This window comes from Deefgea piscis, assembly GCF_013284055.1.
GTDB lineage: Bacteria > Pseudomonadota > Gammaproteobacteria > Burkholderiales > Chitinibacteraceae > Deefgea > Deefgea piscis.
Window position 1 is genome coordinate 1,623,835 of sequence record NZ_CP054143.1, and the last position, 17,874, is coordinate 1,641,708.

Here is a 17,874-nt window from a genome sequence, read left to right on the forward strand (position 1 = left end):
CATATACCTATGGAGTGATGATTATGCTTGGCATACCGTCTGATGCCGTGATTGCGACGCCTTTTGGGCGAATTGGTTTGAGCTTGCAAGACGAATATTTAAGTGCCGTGGATTTTCTGGTTGCTGACACGCCATTACAAGCAAATCATCACCCCTTATTGCAAGAGGCGCAGCGGCAGATTTTGGCGTATTTTAATGAGCCTAAATTTGTTTTTGATTTGCCTTATCAACTTAATGGAACGCCACATCAACTGAAAGTATGGCAAGCCATCGCACAGATTCCTGCGGGTGAAGTGCTGACTTATGCCGAGATTGCTCGGCGTTGCAGCTCAAGCCCACGGGCGATTGGTGGCGCCTGCGGGCGTAACCCGATTCCATTGGTGATTCCTTGTCATCGCGTGGTAGCGATGCATGGACTTGGCGGTTTTAATGCCAACCGAAATGGACTTGATTGGTTGCCGATCAAGCGCTGGTTATTACAACATGAAGGGGTTATTGATGGCCAATAAAGCGCCTTTGCCAATGATTGCCGACAGTGAGATGGCGTTGATCAATCAATTTTTGGACGCTATTTGGCTCGGAGATGGTTTGGCGAGCAACACCATTGAAAGTTATCGTCGTGATTTACTGATTTGGGCTGAATGGCTCGCTAGTGAGCGTGAACAACAACTATTAATTGCTGATCGAGATGCGATGCAGGCATTTTTAGCTCGGCAATCTCGCGATATGAAGGCCTCGACCTTAGCGCGGCGAATGGCCAGTTTGCGTAAGTTTTATCGGCAAGCCTTGCTCAATGGGCAAATTACAGTCGACCCCACCGCTGAATTAACCTCGCCACGTCGAGTTCGACCGTTACCTAAAGCCTTACCTGAGGCGAGTATTACCGCGTTATTGGCAGCGCCAGACATCAATCTTGCCGCCGGTTTGCGTGATCGAGCCATGCTGGAGTTAATGTATGCCACTGGATTACGTGTAACTGAGCTGGTTGAGTTATCGGTAAATCATCTTTTCCTACGTGAGAAATACATTCGGGTTATGAATGGTAAAGGCGGAAAACAGCGCTTAGTGCCCATTGGCGAGTGGGCGGCACAATGGCTCAGCCGTTACCTTACAGAGGCGCGTTTACTACTGCTCAAAAATGCCGCGCAAGCCACGTTGTTTTTAAATCAACGTGGAGAGCCACTCACTCGACAAGGTTGCTGGTTTATTATTAAACAGTATGCAGTGCAGGCAAATATTCCGGCAGAGTTGCTCAGTCCGCATGTTTTAAGGCACGCATTTGCGACTCATTTACTTAACCATGGCGCTGATTTGCGGGTGGTACAAATGTTACTGGGCCATTCTGACATAACTACAACTCAAATTTACACGCAGGTTGCGTCAACCAGATTGAAAACATTGCATCAAACTAACCACCCAAGAGGGTAAATGATTTAATATTTTATGCATATCAGATAATCTTTTGATGTTGCCACTCAATGGCACTTACATTGGAGATTAAAATGGATACAAGCTTGATTAGCAAATATCAAGATATCATCATGGGATATGTTGCTGAGTTTGGTGTAAAAATTATCGCCGGTATTGCTTTTTGGGTTATCGGTCGTTGGCTTATTGGCATGGTGGTGCGGTTTATTCAAGCTGGTTTAGTCCGGCAGAAAGTCGATGCGACGGTTTTACGCTATGTGGGTTCTGCAGTGACCGTGTTGTTGAATGTGTTGTTAGTGATTGGCATTTTGGGTTACTTCGGCATTCAAACCACGACTTTTGCGGCTTTGCTTGCTGCTGTGGGTCTTGCTGTAGGTATGGCGTGGTCTGGGTTGTTGGCTAACTTTGCTGGCGGTGCATTTTTAATTGTATTGCGGCCTTTTAAAGTTGGAGACATGATCACTGCCGGTGGGGTAACGGGGGTAGTACATGAAGTTGGGCTATTTTCCTCAACGATTATGACACCAGATAATGTGCTGACTTTTGTTGGTAATAATAAAATCTTTACGGATAATATTCAGAACTACACCGCAACTAAATATCGCCGAGTTGATTTAAAAGCCCAGCTTTCTGGTGCCGCTGATGCTGAAAAAGCAATTGCCTTACTGAAAGAGGCGATTGCGAAGATTCCGAATGTAATGGTTGAGCCAGGTGTTGAGGTTGAAGTGCTTGAGTTTCAATTGGTTGGCCCAGTTCTTGCCGTGCGCCCATATTGCCATAATGATCATTACTGGCAAGTTTACTTCCAAGCGAATAAGGCGATTTTAGATACCTTAGCGACATTCCCAGCGCCGACGCCATCGCATCTGGTGGTAGTTCAACAAAAAGAAAATACGGCACAATAAAACATTTTGCTACGACATAATAAAAAACCCCGCAGACTTTAATTCTGCGGGGTTTTTATTGCATGAGGGTAGGGTATTAAGCCGAAACCTTTTCTAGCTCTGGTAGATTGAGCAATACCTTACCTTCATTATCAATATCGATGGTGACTTCGCCACCGCCAGCTAAACGTCCAAATAACAACTCATCTGCAAGCGCTTTGCGAATGGTATCTTGAATCAACCTAGCCATTGGGCGGGCGCCCATTTGCGGGTCAAAACCGTGTTTGGCTAGATAGTCTTTAAGAGCATCGGTGAAATGCGCTTCGACTTTTTTCTCGTGCAATTGTGCTTCGAGTTGCATGAGAAATTTGTCGACAACTTGCAAAATAATGCTATGCGTTAATGAAGCAAAAGGAATGATGGCATCAATACGATTCCGGAACTCTGGCGTAAATAGGCGCTTTATTTCCTGCATTTCATCGCCAGCTTCTTTTTTATTGGTAAAGCCAATCGTTGATTTACCCAACATTTCGGCACCGGCATTGGTGGTCATAATAATGACGACATTCCGAAAATCGGCTTTACGACCATTATTGTCGGTGAGCGTGCCATGATCCATCACTTGCAATAAAACGTTATAAATATCCGGATGCGCTTTTTCGATTTCATCCAGCAATAAGATCGAGTATGGATGTTTATTCACGGCCTCGGTGAGTAAACCACCTTGCTCATAGCCAACATATCCCGGTGGCGCGCCGATTAAACGGCTAACGGCGTGCCGTTCCATATATTCAGACATGTCAAAACGAATCAGCTCGATGCCCATCGTATAGGCCAATTGACGGGCAACCTCAGTCTTACCAACGCCGGTTGGTCCAGAAAATAAGAATGAGCCGATGGGTTTTAGCGGATTACCTAAGCCAGCTCTGGCCATTTTGATTGATGTGGCGAGCACTTCAATCGCTTTTTCTTGGCCAAAAACGACATTACGTAAATCACGCTCGAGCGTTTTCAGCGTGTCTTTATCATTGCTTGAGACTGATTTAGGCGGAATTCGGGCAATTTTAGCAATAATGTCTTCGATTTCACCTTTGCCAATGGTTTTCTTTTGTTTTGAACGCGGCAATATTTTTTGCGCAGCGCCTGCCTCATCAATCACATCAATGGCTTTATCCGGCAAATGACGATCATTGATGTATTTTGCAGACAATTCTGCCGCAGTGCTGAGCGCCGCTTGGGTGTATTTCACGCCATGGTGCTGTTCAAATTTATCTTTCAAACCTTTTAAAATTTCAATGGTTTGCTCAATACTCGGTTCAACCACATCGATTTTTTGGAAGCGACGCGATAGCGCATTATCTTTTTCAAAAATACCGCGATATTCGTTGTAGGTGGTGGCGCCAATGCATTTTAAAGTGCCATTGGATAACGCCGGTTTCAGTAGGTTTGAGGCGTCAAGTGTGCCACCAGAAGCCGCTCCAGCACCAACCAGCGTATGAATTTCATCAATAAATAAAATGGCATTGCGCTCGTCAGCCAATTGTTTAATCACGGCTTTGAGGCGTTGCTCAAAATCACCACGATATTTTGTGCCTGCTAAGAGTGCCCCCATATCCAGCGTATATACAGTGGCATCAGCCAGAATATCCGGGACTTGTCCTTCGACGATACAACGCGCCAAGCCATCGGCAATAGCGGTTTTTCCTACACCCGCTTCGCCGACTAAGAGTGGGTTATTTTTGCGGCGACGGCATAAAGTTTGAATCACTCGTTCAAGCTCAGCATCGCGACCAATGAGCGGATCTATTTTTCCAGCCAGAGCCTGCTCATTCATATTCTGGGTGTAGCTTTCTAATGCGCCGCCAGGCGTGGCCTCTGTTTCTCCATCCTCATTGGGCTCGGCGCGAGGGGTTGCTGGTTGGCTACTGGCTGATTTACTAATGCCATGGGCGATGTAATTGACCACATCAAGCCGCGTAATGCCTTGCTGATGTAAAAAATACACCGCGTGACTGTCTTTTTCGCCAAAAATAGCCACTAGCACATTTGCACCAGTGACTTCTTTTTTGCCTGAGGATTGAACGTGCAAAATAGCGCGCTGAATCACACGTTGAAAGCCGATTGTGGGCTGGGTTTCAACTTCATTACTGCCTGAGACCACGGGCGTATGCTCAGTGACAAAATCCCCAAGCTGGCGGCGTAGTTCTTCTAGGTTGGCGCCACACGCTTTAATAACGTCAATGGCTGAAGGATTGTCGAGTAGAGCTAGCAATAAATGCTCCACAGTAATGTACTCGTGGCGCTTTTGTCTGGCATCCATAAACGCCATGTGCAGACTAACTTCAAGTTCTTGGGCGATCATTGACTCACCTCCATAATGCATTGCAACGGATGCTGATGCGCCCGAGCATACTGTGTAACTTCAGCTACTTTCGTTGCCGCGATATCTTGAGGATAAACCCCACAAATACCACGACCCTCAGTGTGGACTTTCAGCATTATTTGATTGGCCTTTTCGCTTGGCATTGCAAAAAAATGCTGTAACACATCAATCACGAAATCCATTGGAGTGTAATCGTCATTGAGCAACACCACTTGCCACATCGGTGGTGGTGCAGTTCGAACTGCTGCGTCTTTGAGTTCGGTATCGTTCTGATGCTGGATCGCCATTGTTTTATCTTAGTCCCTATTCAATCTTTATTTTGGCGCTCACCACGATTTTTTCAAGCGTGAATGCAATACCACAGTGTGCCGCGTATCTATTATTTATGCTTGACCTTATATGTCAAAGTGGCGTAAAAAGTTATACATGTTTGTTTTGGGATGCCCACGACAAACCGGTTTACCGGTTTTGTACTTTAGTACGATCGGCAATTTATTTTATTTTTGTTATTCAGGATGTCCTCAACATGGCATTAGGTACTGTTAAGTGGTTCAATGATTCTAAAGGCTTTGGCTTTATTACTCCAGACGAAGGCGGCGAAGATCTTTTCGCTCACTTCTCTGCGATCAACATGCCAGGCTTCAAAACATTGAAAGAAGGCCAACGTGTCTCTTTCGATATCACTCAAGGTCAGAAAGGCAAGCAAGCTGGTAACATCCAAGCTGCTTAATTTTCGCTTTAAGTGAAAAACAAAAACCCGCCTCGGCGGGTTTTTTGTTGTGGTGATACTAAAATATGATGCATAAACGTAAAAAACCCCTGCCATTGGCAGGGGTTTGAATGTCAAACACGCATTGTTTTTACATGCGAGCGATCATGGCTTTACCAAAAGCTGAGCAAGATACTTCTTCTGCATCGTCCATCAAACGAGCGAAGTCATAAGTTACTTGCTTGTCGGCAATGGCTTTGCCCATTGCTTCGATGATTTTGTCAGCAGCTTCAGTCCAGCCCATATGACGCAACATCATTTCAGCCGACAAGATGATTGAACCTGGGTTCACTTTATCTTGGCCTGCGTATTTTGGTGCCGTGCCGTGAGTGGCTTCAAAGCAAGCGATGTTGTCAGACAAGTTTGCGCCTGGTGCGATACCGATACCGCCAACTTCTGCTGCCAAGGCATCAGAAATGTAGTCGCCGTTTAGATTCAATGTGGCAATCACATCGTAATCTGCTGGACGCAACAAGATTTGTTGCAAGAATGCATCAGCGATCACGTCTTTGATGACGATGCCGTTTGGTAGTTGCATCCATGGGCCACCGTCGATCTCAACAGCGCCGAATTCATTGCGCGCTAATTCATAGCCCCAAGTACGGAACATGCCTTCGGTAAACTTCATGATGTTACCTTTGTGAACCAAGGTAACACTGCGACGGTTGTTGTCGATAGCGTATTGGATTGCTTTGCGAACTAGACGCTCAGTACCTTCTTTCGATACCGGTTTGATACCGATCGATGAAGTTTCTGGGAAACGGATTTTAGTTACGCCCATTTCTTTTTGTAAGAATTCGATAACTTTTTTCGCGCCTTCAGATTCAGCATCCCATTCGATACCGGCGTAGATGTCTTCGGTGTTTTCACGGAAGATGGTCATATCAACGCGTTCTGGGTGTTTCACTGGCGATGGTACGCCTTGGAAGTAGCGCACTGGGCGTAAGCAAACGTAAAGATCCAAGTTTTGACGCAATGCCACGTTCAATGAACGGATGCCGCCGCCAACTGGTGTTGCCAATGGGCCTTTAATTGAAACCACGTATTCTTTTAATGCATCGAGGGTTTCTTGTGGCAGATATGAGCCATCAGCGTACAATTTAGAGGCTTTCTCGCCGCAATAGATTTCCATCCAGTGGATTTTACGGTCGTCGCCGTAGCACTTTTTCACAGCGGCATCGACAACATCGATCATTACTGGGGTGATATCCACGCCAATACCATCACCTTCGATAAATGGGATGATAGGATTGTTTGGCGTTGCTAGGTTAGGAACGATCTTTTCGCCCCCTTGTGGGACTTTGATTAGACTCATCGGGCACACCTGTGAATTCAGTGGTTGAAAACGTTCACCGCAAGCTTATTAAAATTTTTGTCGCGGTAAAAACCGAACTATTATCACAGGTTTATCGCCATTCTGCCAAGATTTACTAGACAATTGTTGCCATGCCTAAATTGATTTTATTTAACAAGCCTTACGGTGTTATTTGCCAGTTTTCACCGAGCCCACCACATCAATGTTTGGCTGATTATGTTTCCGTGAAAGCTGTCTATCCTGCAGGTCGTTTAGATACCGACTCAGAAGGATTGCTGTTGCTTACGGGAGATGGTGCTTTACAGCACAAAATTACCGACCCGAAGCATAAACTCGTCAAAACCTATTGGGTGCAAGTTGAAGGCATCCCCGATGATGCTGCACTGGCGGCATTGCGCGCGGGTGGTTTGGATTTGGGAGATTTCAAAACACTCCCTGCCGAGGCACGTCTGATCGAGCAACCCGAAATCATCTGGCCGCGCGTGCCGCCGATTCGTGAGCGCGCCGCAATTCCGACGTCGTGGCTAGAAATTAAAATTTCAGAAGGAAAAAATCGTCAAGTACGGCGGATGACTGCGAAAGTAGGGTATCCAACGCTGCGTCTTATTCGTTATGCGATAGGGGCTTATACCCTTGATAATATTGAATTGGGCCAGTGGGTAGAAATGAGCGTGCCTGCTGTTCATATGCCAACACCTAAACCGGCAGGCAAACCGAAACAACGCGGCCGTCGTGGCCCGAATAAGGTGCGCTAATGCTGCAGAAAGAAATCTTGCGCCGTAGAGGCGCAGAGACGCAGAGCAAAAGCCAGCTGGGTATGTGTTTCTGCATTGTCTGGTCTATTCCATATGACATTGGTATGTCTGTCTTGCTCCGCGCCTCTGCGTCTCTGCGGCGAATTTTCAATGCGAGGCCAATCAATGGCTAAACCTATCGCCCCGATTCCGCATAAAGACGGCATCGCGCCGAGTTTTGTTGGTTTGCCACAAGGCGACTGGCCGCTGGTGCTGGACTTTTTGATTGTGCGTTTTCCCCATGTTGCGGCGGCGGATATTCGTGGTCGTTTGCTGCGCGGCGAAGTCGTCGATGAAGCTGGCACGCCGTATGCTGTCGACTCACCGTACCGCGCCGGTACGGTGCTGTGGTATTACCGCCCGCAGCCCGAACCGCTCACTGTGCCGTTTACTGAGACGATTTTGTATCAAGACGAGATTTTACTGGTGGTTGATAAGCCGCACTTTCTGCCCGTGACGCCGGTTGGGCGCTACGCGCTAGAAAATCTGCAAACGCGCTTGCGCCAGCGTTTGGATAATCCTGAAATTACGACGTTGCATCGGCTGGATAAAGAAACCGCTGGCGTAATTTTGTTTTGCCAACAGCCCGCGCATCGCCATGCTTATCACGCGCTATTTGAATCGCGGCAAGTGCAAAAAACCTATGAAGCCATTGCTGGATTTCGCCGTGATTTAGTTTTGCCCTACGTGCATCACAGCCGCATCGAAAATCGCGATGATGCGTTTACTGTGCAGGAAGTGGCGGGCGCGCCTAATAGTGAAACGGCAATTGAGCTGATTGAACAACGTGGCGAATATGCGCATTACCGCCTTGCACCCCATACTGGGCGCAAACATCAGTTGCGGGTGCATCTGGCGGGTTTGGGGATTCCGATTGTCAATGATGCGTGGTATCCCGAGCTGATGCCCGATAAAGGCAACGATTTCTCGTCGCCGCTGCAATTGTTGGCCAGAACGATTGAATTTATCGACCCTGTTACGGGGGAGGCGCGGCAGTTTAGTAGTCAGCGCGCCTTAGCTTGGCCCGAGCCATCCACGATGAGCTAGGGCTCGATTGAGCATCCAATAGACGCTCAGGTTTTAACTGTTTTTCAAATAGCGATACAAAGTCGGTTCGGAAATTTCGAGGATCTGGGCGGTTTTGGCAACAAAACCGCGAATCGAAAACAAACCTCGCTGCTCTAAATCTTTAACCACCTGCGATTTTTCTTCGGCAGACATCCTTGCTGGGGCGATTGGATATTGCTCCAGTACGCTTTGCAAAATATCTTGACCAACATCATCGACCGACATCGAGAGTGATTCTTGATGAGTTTGTTCTGGCTCATTGGGAAGCAATTTACGGATTGATTCTTGTAAGTCGAGCAATCTTTTATCGTCGGTATTGATGCACAGCATCGCGGCGGGTTCTCCGTCTTCACCATTAATGATCAGTGTTGAAGATCGCAGTAATACGCCACGATGGGTTTTGCTACGGTAATTGAGCTTATAGCTAACGCCGTCTGATTGGCGATACTCTTGCACCATACGTAAAGCGAGATCGGTGGCGGGCGCACCAACTTGACGCCCTGAGAGATGGCCGTTGCTAATCGCCGCCAAGGAGGCGTTGATATTGGAAAGGTCATGCACGACGACCTCAGAGTCTTCACCTAAAACACCGGCAATGAAGTTAACCAGTAACTCGGCATCAATCTGTATTTTCATGGCGTAAGTGACTAAATGAAATTTATCTTGTTAAGATTCTAACAATCTTTTTAATAAAAAACCAATCAAAACAATGTCTTTGAGTTACTTGCTCTTTGTGATTTTTGCTTTGAGTTAAGGCGAATTGCTGCTTTTTTACCTAGAAATCAATGGTTTTCCCTGCTCTATTAGTGAGATGATATCGCGATACTCAAGTCCACGATCTGGTGTAATAATAAATTATCGTCATGAATGTTTTTTTTCAGAAACGGACCTAGACTTGATTTGGGTCAAGTGAATACCGCGCCAATCCCTTTATCTTGATGCTAGGGAACTGATTGGGGGCATGTAAACCACAAAATTACATGGTGCTAAAGATTGTTTGGTTGGGTAATGAAAGCCTCATAGACTCAATGCCTTGCCATAAACAACATGCTCGATTTCCGACATTCAGATAATGATGAATTAAAAAACGCTTTAATTTTTGTAAAAAGAGGCACTAACAATGCATGACACAAGCCACGCCATATTTCATGGGGTTTTTTTTGAGAATTTCTTATCAATCACCCACTATCAAACACTGATTGCAATTGCGCTGTTGTTGGCGTCGTTCTGGGTATTAAAACAATTACAAAACAAAAAAATTGATTTCTCCAAGCGCATGTTGGTGAGTTTAATACTGGGCTCAGGTTTGGGTTTGCTAGTGCAAGCGTCGGTTGGGTTTCCAATGCAAGCCAATACATGGATGCAAGAAACCGCAACATGGTATGGCTTAGCGGGTCGTGCATTTATTGCCTTCATCCGTATGCTGGTTATTCCTTTGATTTTTGTTTCTATCGTCAAAGTGATTCTGGATTTCTCGGGTAAAGAAGACTTACCAAAAATCGCTTTCCGTGGGATTTTCTGGTTGCTGTTTACTACCGCTTTGGCCTGTGTACTGGGTATCGTTTTGGCTAATGCTTTTGGTTTGGGCCATGGCGTGAGTGCTGCGACCGGTACCGCTGAAATCAAGCAATACACCAATTTGGTTGATACGATTGTTCGCTTGATTCCAAGTAATATCGTCGTTGCGATGCACGGTGAAAACATTGTTGGCTTAGTGATTTTCTCTGCCTTGCTAGGTATTGCTGCAACTCGGATGGAAAAGAAAAATCCAGAAGTGATTGGCGCGTTTAAAACCTTGATTTTCGGTTTGCATAAAATCGTGATGTCGGTGGCGATGACGGTGATTAAATTTATGCCGTACGCTGTTGTGGCTTTGTTGGCCCGCACAATTGTCAGCAATGGTATTCCTGCGATTTTAGAAGTCTCTAGTTTTGTTGCTGCTGTATATATTGCGATGGCTGCGATTATGTTGCTGCACATCTTCATTGTTGCGCTGCATGGCGTTTCACCAACGATGTTTGTTAAAAAATCAATCGGCACTTGGTTGATGGCGTTCACGAGTCGTTCTTCAGTGGGCACTTTGCCGATGACGATTTCAACGCTGACTAATCGTATGGGTGTGAATAGTGGCACATCTAACTTGGTGGGCTCATTAGGTAGTACGATTGGTATGAATGGTTGTGCCGGTTTCTTCCCAGCGATGATCGTGGTGATGGTGGCGCATATGGTGGGGATTGAAACCAATATGCAGTTCTACATCATGATGTTGATTGTGGTGACGATTGGTTCAATTGGTATCGCCGGTATTCCAGGTACGGCCACCGTAGCCGCAACGATTGCCTTGTCGGGTATGGGCATGGGTGAGCATTTCGCACTGATTGGTATGGTGTTGGCAATTGATCCGGTGATCGATATGGCACGCACTTTGGCCAATGTATCTGGCACCATGACCGCTGCCGTTGCTACGGATCGCGAAATGGGCCTGATGGATATGAAGGTATTTAATGATCCAAATGCGGGTCTAGATAGCGAAGAAGCTTAAGTTAAATTGAGCTAAATGGAGCGGCATGGGGATATCGAGTATCGATGCGACCTTGCCGCTCGAATTGTTTTTAGCGCTCAATCGGTCACGCCGATGAGTGTATTAATTGAAATGAGAGCCGATGGCTCGCAATCCATGGAGTAACACAATGAATTATTTAATCTTGGGTGCGAATGCAGCAGGGATGTCGGCGGCAGTACGAATTTTAAAGTTTGATAAAACCGCCAACATCACGGTGCTAGAAAAGAGCGACGTGGTGTCATTTGGCGCCTGCGGGATTCCGTATTATGTTGGTGGCGAATTTAAAGACATTGAGCAAATGACGGCACGCTCTTTGGCGGAATTCACCAAAATTGGCATTGATGTACGCTGTTTTCATACGGTGACCGGGCTGGATGCGGCAAGTAAAACCGTTACCGCAGTTAATGCCGAGCAGCAAACGCAAACCTTTACCTATGACAAGTTGTTGATTGCAGTTGGCGCGTCGCCCGTGCAGCCACCGATTAAAGGCTTAAAGACACAAAACGTCTTCACCATGCACTCTAAGCGCGATGCGCAGTTGATTGTTGATCAGTTAGAGCAAGTGCAAAACGTTGTCGTGATTGGCAATGGCTTTATTGGTATTGAGGCCAGCGAAGCATTGCGTGAGCAGGGTAAAAACGTCACTTTGATTGGTTTATCAGCTCGTGTGCTTGAAACGATTTTTGATGCTGAAATCAGCACGATTTTAGAAGACTCACTCCAGCGCCATGGCGTTAATTTACGCAATAGCGAAATGGTGACCGAACTCGTGAGCGAACAAGGTCGTGTGCATCAGGTGGTGAGCAATCTAGGCCAATATCCCGCCGATATGGTGATCGTCGCGGCGGGGTTTAAACCCAATACCGACTTTTTAGCGAGCAGTGGTTTAACCTTGTCCGAGCAAGGGGCGATTGTGATTGATGCCCAATGCCAAACCAATTTGCCTGATGTTTACGCCGCCGGCGATTGTGCGACAGTACCGCACCGCATCAGCGGTACGGCTTATATTCCATTGGCCACGACGGCCAATAAGTTAGGCCGTATTGTGGGTGAAGTGATGGCTGGGCAGCCAAGTCAATTTGTTGGCACTTTGGGTTCTAGCGGCATTCGCGTGTTTGATATTGAAGCAGGCCGTACTGGGATTACTGAGCAAGAAGCGCAGCAGCAAAATATCGACTATGGCACCGTTTGGATTAAAGATAAAAACCACACCGATTACGTGGCAGCGCAAAGCGAAATGTGGGTCAAACTGATTTATGAGCGCAGCACGCGCCGTTTACTCGGTGGCCAAGTTTGTGGCGCTTATCTCGGTGGTGCAGTACATCGCGTCGATGCTTTGGCAGTCGCAGTGTATAGCGGCATCACAGTTGAAGAGCTGGGCTTTATGGATTTCATTTACGCGCCGCCATTTGCCAGAACATGGAATGTTTTGAATATCGCCGGTAACGTGGCCAAGTAAATCACCGCCACTCGTTGCAATGAAAAAAACCGCACCAGTCAATGGGTGCGGTTTTTTATTGCTTGGGTATTGCTCGCTGGCTAATGTTGAATAAGTTCCGCAGCGATATACCTATTCTGCCTGGCGGCGGAAAACCCAGCGCTGTTGCTCGCTATTGCTGGCATCAAAAGCATAGCCATCCAAATCAAAGTGCTTCAGATCATTGGCATGGGTAATGGCATTGAGCGCGGCGTAGCGCACCATCAGGCCACGCGCACGTTTGGCGTAGAAGCTGATGATTTTGTATTGGCCGTTTTTAAAGTCTTCAAAAATCGGCGTAATCACCGGCGCGTTTAATTTTGCTGGGCGAATCACTTTGAAATATTCTTCGCTGGCCAAATTAACAATCTCTTGCTGTTCAATCTCATTCACCGCGTCGGTAATGGTGTCGCCCCAGAAATCATATAAATTTTTGCCGCGCGGATTACTCAGCTTGGTGCCCATTTCTAGGCGGTAAGCTTGCATTAAATCATGGGGACGCAATAGCCCGTATAGACCCGACAAAATACGCAGATGTTGCGCCAGATACGCATGTTGCTCGATCGAAAGCTGCTCGGCAGCCAGACCGGTATAGACATCGCCCATAAAAGCCAATACCGCCGCTTTGGCGTTATCGGGATTAAAGTTGGCTTGCCACGAATGATAACGGCCAAAATTGAGCGTTGCCAAGGGATCGGACAGCTTCATCAGCTTGGCAATATCGGCGGGCGTTTTTTGCCGCAACACGTCGATCAATTGCTGTGATTGCGCTAAAAAATCGGGCGTCGTCTGCGGCAAACCCGCTGGCGTGGGGCGAGTGTAATCCAGCGTTTTTGCTGGAGAAATAAGCATTAGCACAACAAAATCCTTGAGGTATTAATTTGTAGCCCATATTAAATATGGGCTACAGGGTCATACGGTATTAATGTGGTTCTACGCCGGCATCACGTAAGCGCGCCGCGAGTTCCATTGCAGTTTTAACCTGCATTTTTTCTAAAATCCGCGCGCGATGCACTTCGACGGTTTTCATCGAGATCGACAAATCATCGGCGATTTGTTTATTCAAGCGACCAGTGAGTATCAATTTCATTACTTCGCGCTCGCGCGGCGTGAGGCAGGCCAAACGTTGATCAACCGCCGTCCGCGTTTGCCATTCTTCGCGGCTGAGCTGATCTTGCGATAAGCAGCTTTCGACTAAATCAACGATATCGTTATCCGAGAATGGTTTTTCGATAAAGTCGGCGGCGCCTTGTTTGAGTGCCGCAACGGCCATTGGCACATCGCCGTGACCAGTAAGGAAAATAATCGGCGGGCAATAGTTAAACGCTTGTAGCTTATTGAATAACTCTAAGCCGCCCATGCCCGGCATCCGTACATCGAGCACGAGGCTGCCGTAATCTTCTGGGCGGTAGCTGGCTAATAGGTCTTCAGCGCTGGCAAAGGTATTGACTTGATGATTACGGGTAGAGAATAACCAAGATAGCGCGTCGCGAATCGCGTCGTCATCATCCACAATGGCGATTTTTCGGGTGTTTGGGCGATCAAGGTTCATAAAATGAATGCTCCTGCAGTGAGTAACGATGACAAATTACTGAAAATTGTGTCGCGATTAGGGTTCACCAGCCAAACTTTCTTGTGGTAAGGGCAAAGTGAAGATAAAGCGGCTGCCGCCGCCTGGATTGCTCTCGACCCACAGTCGGCCTTGGTGGTGCTCGATAATTGAGCGGCAAATATTTAAACCCATTCCCATCCCGGTATTTTTTGTTGTGTAAAAGGGCTTAAACAATTGTTCCATTTGTTCAGGATTAATACCAGTGCCGCGATCCGCAATAATGACCGATAAAAAGTCTTTATTGGTCGTAATACTTAAATCGAGCGTCCGATTGGCGATCGGCGTGTCGTGCATGGCCTCAATTGCGTTTTTCATCAGGTTAAACATGACTTGTTCCAGCATCACCGCATCGGCATATACAATCGGTAAATTATTCACTTCGCCGATACTGAGTTTGACTTGCTGCTTGGCCACTTCGGCGGCGAGTAGCGTGCGCACGGTATCAACCAAGTCGGCAACCTCGCAGGGCTTGCGGTGTGGTGCACGGCGTTGCACAAATTCACGAATCCCCGAAATAATTTTGCCGGCGCGTTTGGCTTGGCCGGCCATTTTTTCGATGGCTTGATCTAGCTGAGCAATATTGGGCTCGGCTTGCGACAGCACATTGCGGCAACCGGTGGCATAGCTGGCAATGGCAGCCAAGGGCTGATTAAGCTCGTGCGCTAAGCTGGATGCCATTTCACCCATGCTAATTAAGCGTGTGGTTTGTTGTAATTGCTCGTTTTGCTGGCGTTCGCGCTCTTGGGCATTTTTGAGCGCAGTGATGTCGGTCGCGATTTCGAGCCAAACCTCTGAACCATCGACCCAGACACTGCTGCGGCTTTTAATTTGATACCAGTGGCCACGATAGGCGTCGAACCATTCGGTTTCGACAGGCGCACCTTTGCGGCGCGGCGTGTACGGTAAGGCGCAATAGCGGCCATGCCAATCGGGGATATTAAACGCCCGATCAAACTGCCGGTTGGTGAGGAGCATCTCGCAGCTGGCCGCGTCGCTCACGGAAACCGCGGCTTCTAGGCCATTGAGCACATTCACAAAACGCTCATGGGATGCCTGCAGCGCATTTCGCTCGCGCTGTAATTCGGTAATGTCGTAAATCGAGCTAATCCAGCCGGTATGCTGGCCGTCGCCATCAATCAGTTTGGCGGCGTAAAGGCGCACGTCAAAGCGCTCGCCATTGGCACGCATAAAGCGCATTTGATAGCCCGAGGGTTCGGCGCGACCGGATAAAATCGCTCGATACACGGCAGTACAGCGATCCAGATCTTCCGGCGGCCAATACGGCATGGTTTGGCTTTGGCCAAGTAAGTCTTCGGCTTTGTAGCCCACCATATCGCAAAAGGCCCGATTGATATAAATCAGGTGGCCATCCTTATCCATCGCCCGAATGCCGGTGACTAAGGAGTTCTCCATTGCTTCACGCATGGCGGTTTCTTGGCGCAATTGTGCTTCGATATTGTGTCGCTCTTTAATGTGTCGCCGCAGCGCCCACGTGGAGGCGAGCATCAAGATAGAGAGCGCAATCACCGTGAGCGTGAGTAGGTATTGTTGCCAGCTGCGTTGCTGCTGATATACCGTCGCTTGCAACTGAAATTGATTGGGCGCCAAATCAAAGTCGATTGCTTGATGTAAGCCGGTTGGATCTAGATTGCGATTAAATTTGCTGGCGATGGTTGCGCCGTTTTCAGTCAAAGAAATTTGATAGCGCTGGGCAATCCACCACGGTACTTGCTGTTGCAGTAGGGTGTTGAGATTGAGAATGGCGACTAAGGTGTGCCGACCATGGTAATTGAGGCGCACTGGCGTAACAAAGGCCAGCAATGGCGTTTGATTTTGCCCTTGTAACACCGTACTAAATTGGGGCGCATTATTGACCAACACCACACTGCGCGCTGCGACCAAATTGCGATGGTTCTGTGGGGGTAACAAATCGGGACGATTGAGTGGATGTTGCCAGCGAACTTGATTGGTTTCATCGATGTATTCCAGACTCATGACTTCGGGCGAGTCTTGCAAAATCGATAAATAGCGGCCACTAAACTCTGCCGAGCTTAAACCATCAGTGACAATGACGTCGGCAAGACCATCGAGTTGATGCTGTAGATTTTCCAGACGGTTTTTGAGCGCTTGCTTTTGCCACAACAGGTCTTGCTCGAGGGTGCTGGTGATCGCTTGGTCTTCTTTATGCGCAGTTTGAATTAAAAACAAGGCAAAGACTAAGGCAAACAAGGCGGCGGCAAACGGGGTAATGGTGAGCAGCCAGCGGGAAATCGTTGGCTCCTCGACACGGAACTGCTTTTTAGGCACTGGCTTTTACCTCGTTGCCAAGGGGACGTTGTTGGATGAAATCATCGATGCTTTGCAACACAGAATGGGCAATATTGTCGAGCGCTTCGGTGGTTAAAAAACCTTGATGCGAGGTAATCACCACATTCGGAAACGTCGTTAAGCGCGCCAAGATATCATCTTTGAGCATGCTGTCTGAAAGATCTTCAAAGAACACCCCTTCTTCATGCTCATAGACATCAAGACCAACCCCACCAACATGACCTGACTTCAGCGATTTAATCAGTGCTAGTGTATTAATTAGGCCGCCACGACTGGTGTTGATGAGTACAACGCCCGGTTTCATTTGCGCTAGCGTGGTCGCGTTAATCATATGGTGCGTGGTTGGAAACAGCGGCGAATGTAAGGAAATAATATCGGCGCGTTTAAATACATCTTCTTGGGACACAAACTCACAATCGACATCGCATTCTGCGGGGGGATAAGGATCATAGGCGAGAATCTGGCAACCAAAGCCACGCGCAATGCGCGCGGTGGCTAGACCGATTTTACCGGCACCGACAATACCAAATGTGCGGCCGTGCAAGTTAAAGCCTTCTAAGCCATCAAGGGTAAAGTTGCCATCACGAATGCGGTTAAAAGCACGGTGCGTTTTGCGAACCAAAGTCAGTAGCAGTGCAAATACATGCTCGGCTACGGCTTCGGGAGAATACGCCGGCACTCGTGTAACGGTGATGCCATGTGCGGCAGCCGCTTTTAAATCCACGCCATTAAAACCCGCGCAGCGCAATGTGATGAGTTTGACGCCAAGCTGGGCCAGCTGGTTAATGGTAAACGCATCGAGCTTATCATTCACAAAGGGGCAAACAACGTCAAAACCTTGCGCTAAGGGTACGGTTTTGGCGTTGAGCCTATCATCAAAAAAAACGATGTCGTGGTCGAATTGGACATTGGCCGCATTGATAGCGGTCTTGTCGTATTGCTTGCTATCAAAGACGGCGATCCGCATCGGTTTAGTCCTTAAAGTTATGCGTCACGGTGGCGTTAAGGTGAAAACCTTGGTAGTGATAGCCATTTAATTTATTGACCAAAACATCGCCCAATGTATGCGGTGCTTCTGCTGGATATTGCACTAAAGCGATGACGTTACGCCCAGCACCTTCGCTGGTGGTAATTTCAACTGGAATCGGTGCGCCCAATTGCTCGACCAAGAGCGCGATAACGTCTTCGCTGCGCGTGGCGGGAGGAAAGTTACCAATAACAATTTGCATGATGAATCACCTCAATCTTAGTGG

At 47.6% G+C, this 17,874-nt stretch carries 17 protein-coding genes; 8 read left to right on the forward strand and 9 right to left on the reverse strand.

The annotated features are described in order from the left end of the window. The first annotated feature begins 23 nt into the window (after positions 1-23). From HQN60_RS07805 to HQN60_RS07815, 3 genes are all read left to right on the forward strand, one after another. A complete protein-coding gene (locus HQN60_RS07805) occupies positions 24-509 on the forward strand; it encodes a methylated-DNA--[protein]-cysteine S-methyltransferase (protein WP_173533118.1) in 486 nt (161 codons plus the stop codon). Continuing rightward, complete coding sequence (gene xerD / locus HQN60_RS07810; RefSeq protein ID WP_217390296.1) at positions 499-1,428, forward strand: site-specific tyrosine recombinase XerD; 930 nt, start codon at positions 499-501, stop codon at positions 1,426-1,428. Before HQN60_RS07805 ends, xerD begins: the two co-directional genes overlap by 11 nt. Before the next feature lie 74 nt (positions 1,429-1,502). Beyond that, the gene (locus HQN60_RS07815; protein ID WP_173533119.1) at positions 1,503-2,333 is read left to right on the forward strand and encodes a mechanosensitive ion channel family protein; all 831 of its coding nucleotides are present in this window, start codon (positions 1,503-1,505) and stop codon (positions 2,331-2,333) included. A 76-nt stretch (positions 2,334-2,409) separates the two neighbouring features. Here the strand turns inward: HQN60_RS07815 and clpA are convergent, their stop codons facing one another. Together clpA and clpS are read right to left on the reverse strand one after the other, a co-directional pair. After that, complete coding sequence (clpA, locus tag HQN60_RS07820) at positions 2,410-4,674, reverse strand: ATP-dependent Clp protease ATP-binding subunit ClpA (protein WP_173533120.1); 2,265 nt, start codon at positions 4,672-4,674, stop codon at positions 2,410-2,412. Then, positions 4,671-4,982: an ATP-dependent Clp protease adapter ClpS gene (gene clpS, locus HQN60_RS07825; RefSeq protein ID WP_173533121.1), complete on the reverse strand. Its 312-nt coding sequence runs from the start codon at positions 4,980-4,982 to the stop codon at positions 4,671-4,673. Before clpS ends, clpA begins: the two co-directional genes overlap by 4 nt. Before the next feature lie 239 nt (positions 4,983-5,221). On the opposite strand from clpS, the gene HQN60_RS07830 reads away from it, so the two are divergent. Then, complete coding sequence (locus HQN60_RS07830) at positions 5,222-5,425, forward strand: cold-shock protein (RefSeq protein ID WP_173533122.1); 204 nt, start codon at positions 5,222-5,224, stop codon at positions 5,423-5,425. Between the two features lie 130 nt (positions 5,426-5,555). Here HQN60_RS07830 and icd read toward each other — a convergent pair whose 3' ends face one another. Continuing rightward, positions 5,556-6,779, reverse strand: a complete 1,224-nt coding sequence (gene icd / locus HQN60_RS07835; RefSeq protein WP_173533123.1) for an NADP-dependent isocitrate dehydrogenase — start codon at positions 6,777-6,779, stop codon at positions 5,556-5,558. 131 nt (positions 6,780-6,910) lie between these two features. Here icd and HQN60_RS07840 point away from each other — a divergent pair, with 131 nt between their 5' ends. Then, positions 6,911-7,534 carry a pseudouridine synthase gene (locus HQN60_RS07840; RefSeq protein WP_173533124.1) on the forward strand — a complete coding sequence of 208 codons (624 nt, stop codon included), beginning with the start codon at positions 6,911-6,913 and terminating at the stop codon, positions 7,532-7,534. A 165-nt stretch (positions 7,535-7,699) separates the two neighbouring features. Next, positions 7,700-8,620 carry a pseudouridine synthase gene (locus tag HQN60_RS07845; protein ID WP_173533125.1) on the forward strand — a complete coding sequence of 307 codons (921 nt, stop codon included), beginning with the start codon at positions 7,700-7,702 and terminating at the stop codon, positions 8,618-8,620. Between the two features lie 33 nt (positions 8,621-8,653). On the opposite strand, the gene HQN60_RS07850 is transcribed toward HQN60_RS07845, so the two are convergent. Then, entirely contained in the window at positions 8,654-9,277 is a 624-nt protein-coding gene (locus HQN60_RS07850; protein WP_173533126.1) for a helix-turn-helix transcriptional regulator, read from the reverse strand. A gap of 484 nt (positions 9,278-9,761) precedes the next feature. Here HQN60_RS07850 and HQN60_RS07855 point away from each other — a divergent pair, with 484 nt between their 5' ends. Both HQN60_RS07855 and HQN60_RS07860 read left to right on the forward strand, forming a co-directional pair. Continuing rightward, positions 9,762-11,183, forward strand: a complete 1,422-nt coding sequence (locus tag HQN60_RS07855) for a cation:dicarboxylate symporter family transporter (RefSeq protein ID WP_173533127.1) — start codon at positions 9,762-9,764, stop codon at positions 11,181-11,183. Between the two features lie 148 nt (positions 11,184-11,331). Next, positions 11,332-12,663, forward strand: a complete 1,332-nt coding sequence (locus HQN60_RS07860; protein WP_173533128.1) for a CoA-disulfide reductase — start codon at positions 11,332-11,334, stop codon at positions 12,661-12,663. Between the two features lie 111 nt (positions 12,664-12,774). Here the strand turns inward: HQN60_RS07860 and yaaA are convergent, their stop codons facing one another. From yaaA to HQN60_RS07885, 5 genes are all read right to left on the reverse strand, one after another. Further along, positions 12,775-13,539, reverse strand: coding sequence for a peroxide stress protein YaaA (gene yaaA, locus HQN60_RS07865; protein ID WP_173533129.1), 765 nt, complete (start codon positions 13,537-13,539; stop codon positions 12,775-12,777). 64 nt (positions 13,540-13,603) lie between these two features. Beyond that, positions 13,604-14,233 (reverse strand): response regulator transcription factor, encoded by a 630-nt coding sequence (locus HQN60_RS07870; protein WP_173533130.1) that lies wholly within the window; start codon positions 14,231-14,233, stop codon positions 13,604-13,606. Positions 14,234-14,290: 57 nt separating this feature from the next. Next, on the reverse strand, positions 14,291-16,600 hold the full coding sequence (locus tag HQN60_RS07875) for a PAS domain-containing sensor histidine kinase (RefSeq protein WP_173533131.1): 2,310 nt from the start codon (positions 16,598-16,600) through the stop codon (positions 14,291-14,293). Beyond that, positions 16,593-17,588: a 2-hydroxyacid dehydrogenase gene (locus HQN60_RS07880; RefSeq protein ID WP_173533132.1), complete on the reverse strand. Its 996-nt coding sequence runs from the start codon at positions 17,586-17,588 to the stop codon at positions 16,593-16,595. The genes HQN60_RS07875 and HQN60_RS07880 overlap by 8 nt, the downstream gene beginning before the upstream one ends. 4 nt (positions 17,589-17,592) lie before the next feature. Next, complete coding sequence (locus HQN60_RS07885) at positions 17,593-17,850, reverse strand: RNA-binding protein (RefSeq protein WP_173533133.1); 258 nt, start codon at positions 17,848-17,850, stop codon at positions 17,593-17,595. Between the last annotated feature and the right edge of the window lie 24 nt (positions 17,851-17,874).

Coding starts and splice junctions, on each gene's coding strand:
- HQN60_RS07805 (WP_173533118.1), top strand. CDS start 24: ATGCTTGGCATACCGTCTGATGCCGTGATTGCGACGCCTTTTGGGCGA.
- xerD (WP_217390296.1), top strand. CDS start 499: ATGGCCAATAAAGCGCCTTTGCCAATGATTGCCGACAGTGAGATGGCG.
- HQN60_RS07815 (WP_173533119.1), top strand. CDS start 1,503: ATGGATACAAGCTTGATTAGCAAATATCAAGATATCATCATGGGATAT.
- clpA (WP_173533120.1), bottom strand. CDS start 4,674: ATGATCGCCCAAGAACTTGAAGTTAGTCTGCACATGGCGTTTATGGAT.
- clpS (WP_173533121.1), bottom strand. CDS start 4,982: ATGGCGATCCAGCATCAGAACGATACCGAACTCAAAGACGCAGCAGTT.
- HQN60_RS07830 (WP_173533122.1), top strand. CDS start 5,222: ATGGCATTAGGTACTGTTAAGTGGTTCAATGATTCTAAAGGCTTTGGC.
- icd (WP_173533123.1), bottom strand. CDS start 6,779: ATGAGTCTAATCAAAGTCCCACAAGGGGGCGAAAAGATCGTTCCTAAC.
- HQN60_RS07840 (WP_173533124.1), top strand. CDS start 6,911: ATGCCTAAATTGATTTTATTTAACAAGCCTTACGGTGTTATTTGCCAG.
- HQN60_RS07845 (WP_173533125.1), top strand. CDS start 7,700: ATGGCTAAACCTATCGCCCCGATTCCGCATAAAGACGGCATCGCGCCG.
- HQN60_RS07850 (WP_173533126.1), bottom strand. CDS start 9,277: ATGAAAATACAGATTGATGCCGAGTTACTGGTTAACTTCATTGCCGGT.
- HQN60_RS07855 (WP_173533127.1), top strand. CDS start 9,762: ATGCATGACACAAGCCACGCCATATTTCATGGGGTTTTTTTTGAGAAT.
- HQN60_RS07860 (WP_173533128.1), top strand. CDS start 11,332: ATGAATTATTTAATCTTGGGTGCGAATGCAGCAGGGATGTCGGCGGCA.
- HQN60_RS07870 (WP_173533130.1), bottom strand. CDS start 14,233: ATGAACCTTGATCGCCCAAACACCCGAAAAATCGCCATTGTGGATGAT.
- HQN60_RS07880 (WP_173533132.1), bottom strand. CDS start 17,588: ATGCGGATCGCCGTCTTTGATAGCAAGCAATACGACAAGACCGCTATC.
- HQN60_RS07885 (WP_173533133.1), bottom strand. CDS start 17,850: ATGCAAATTGTTATTGGTAACTTTCCTCCCGCCACGCGCAGCGAAGAC.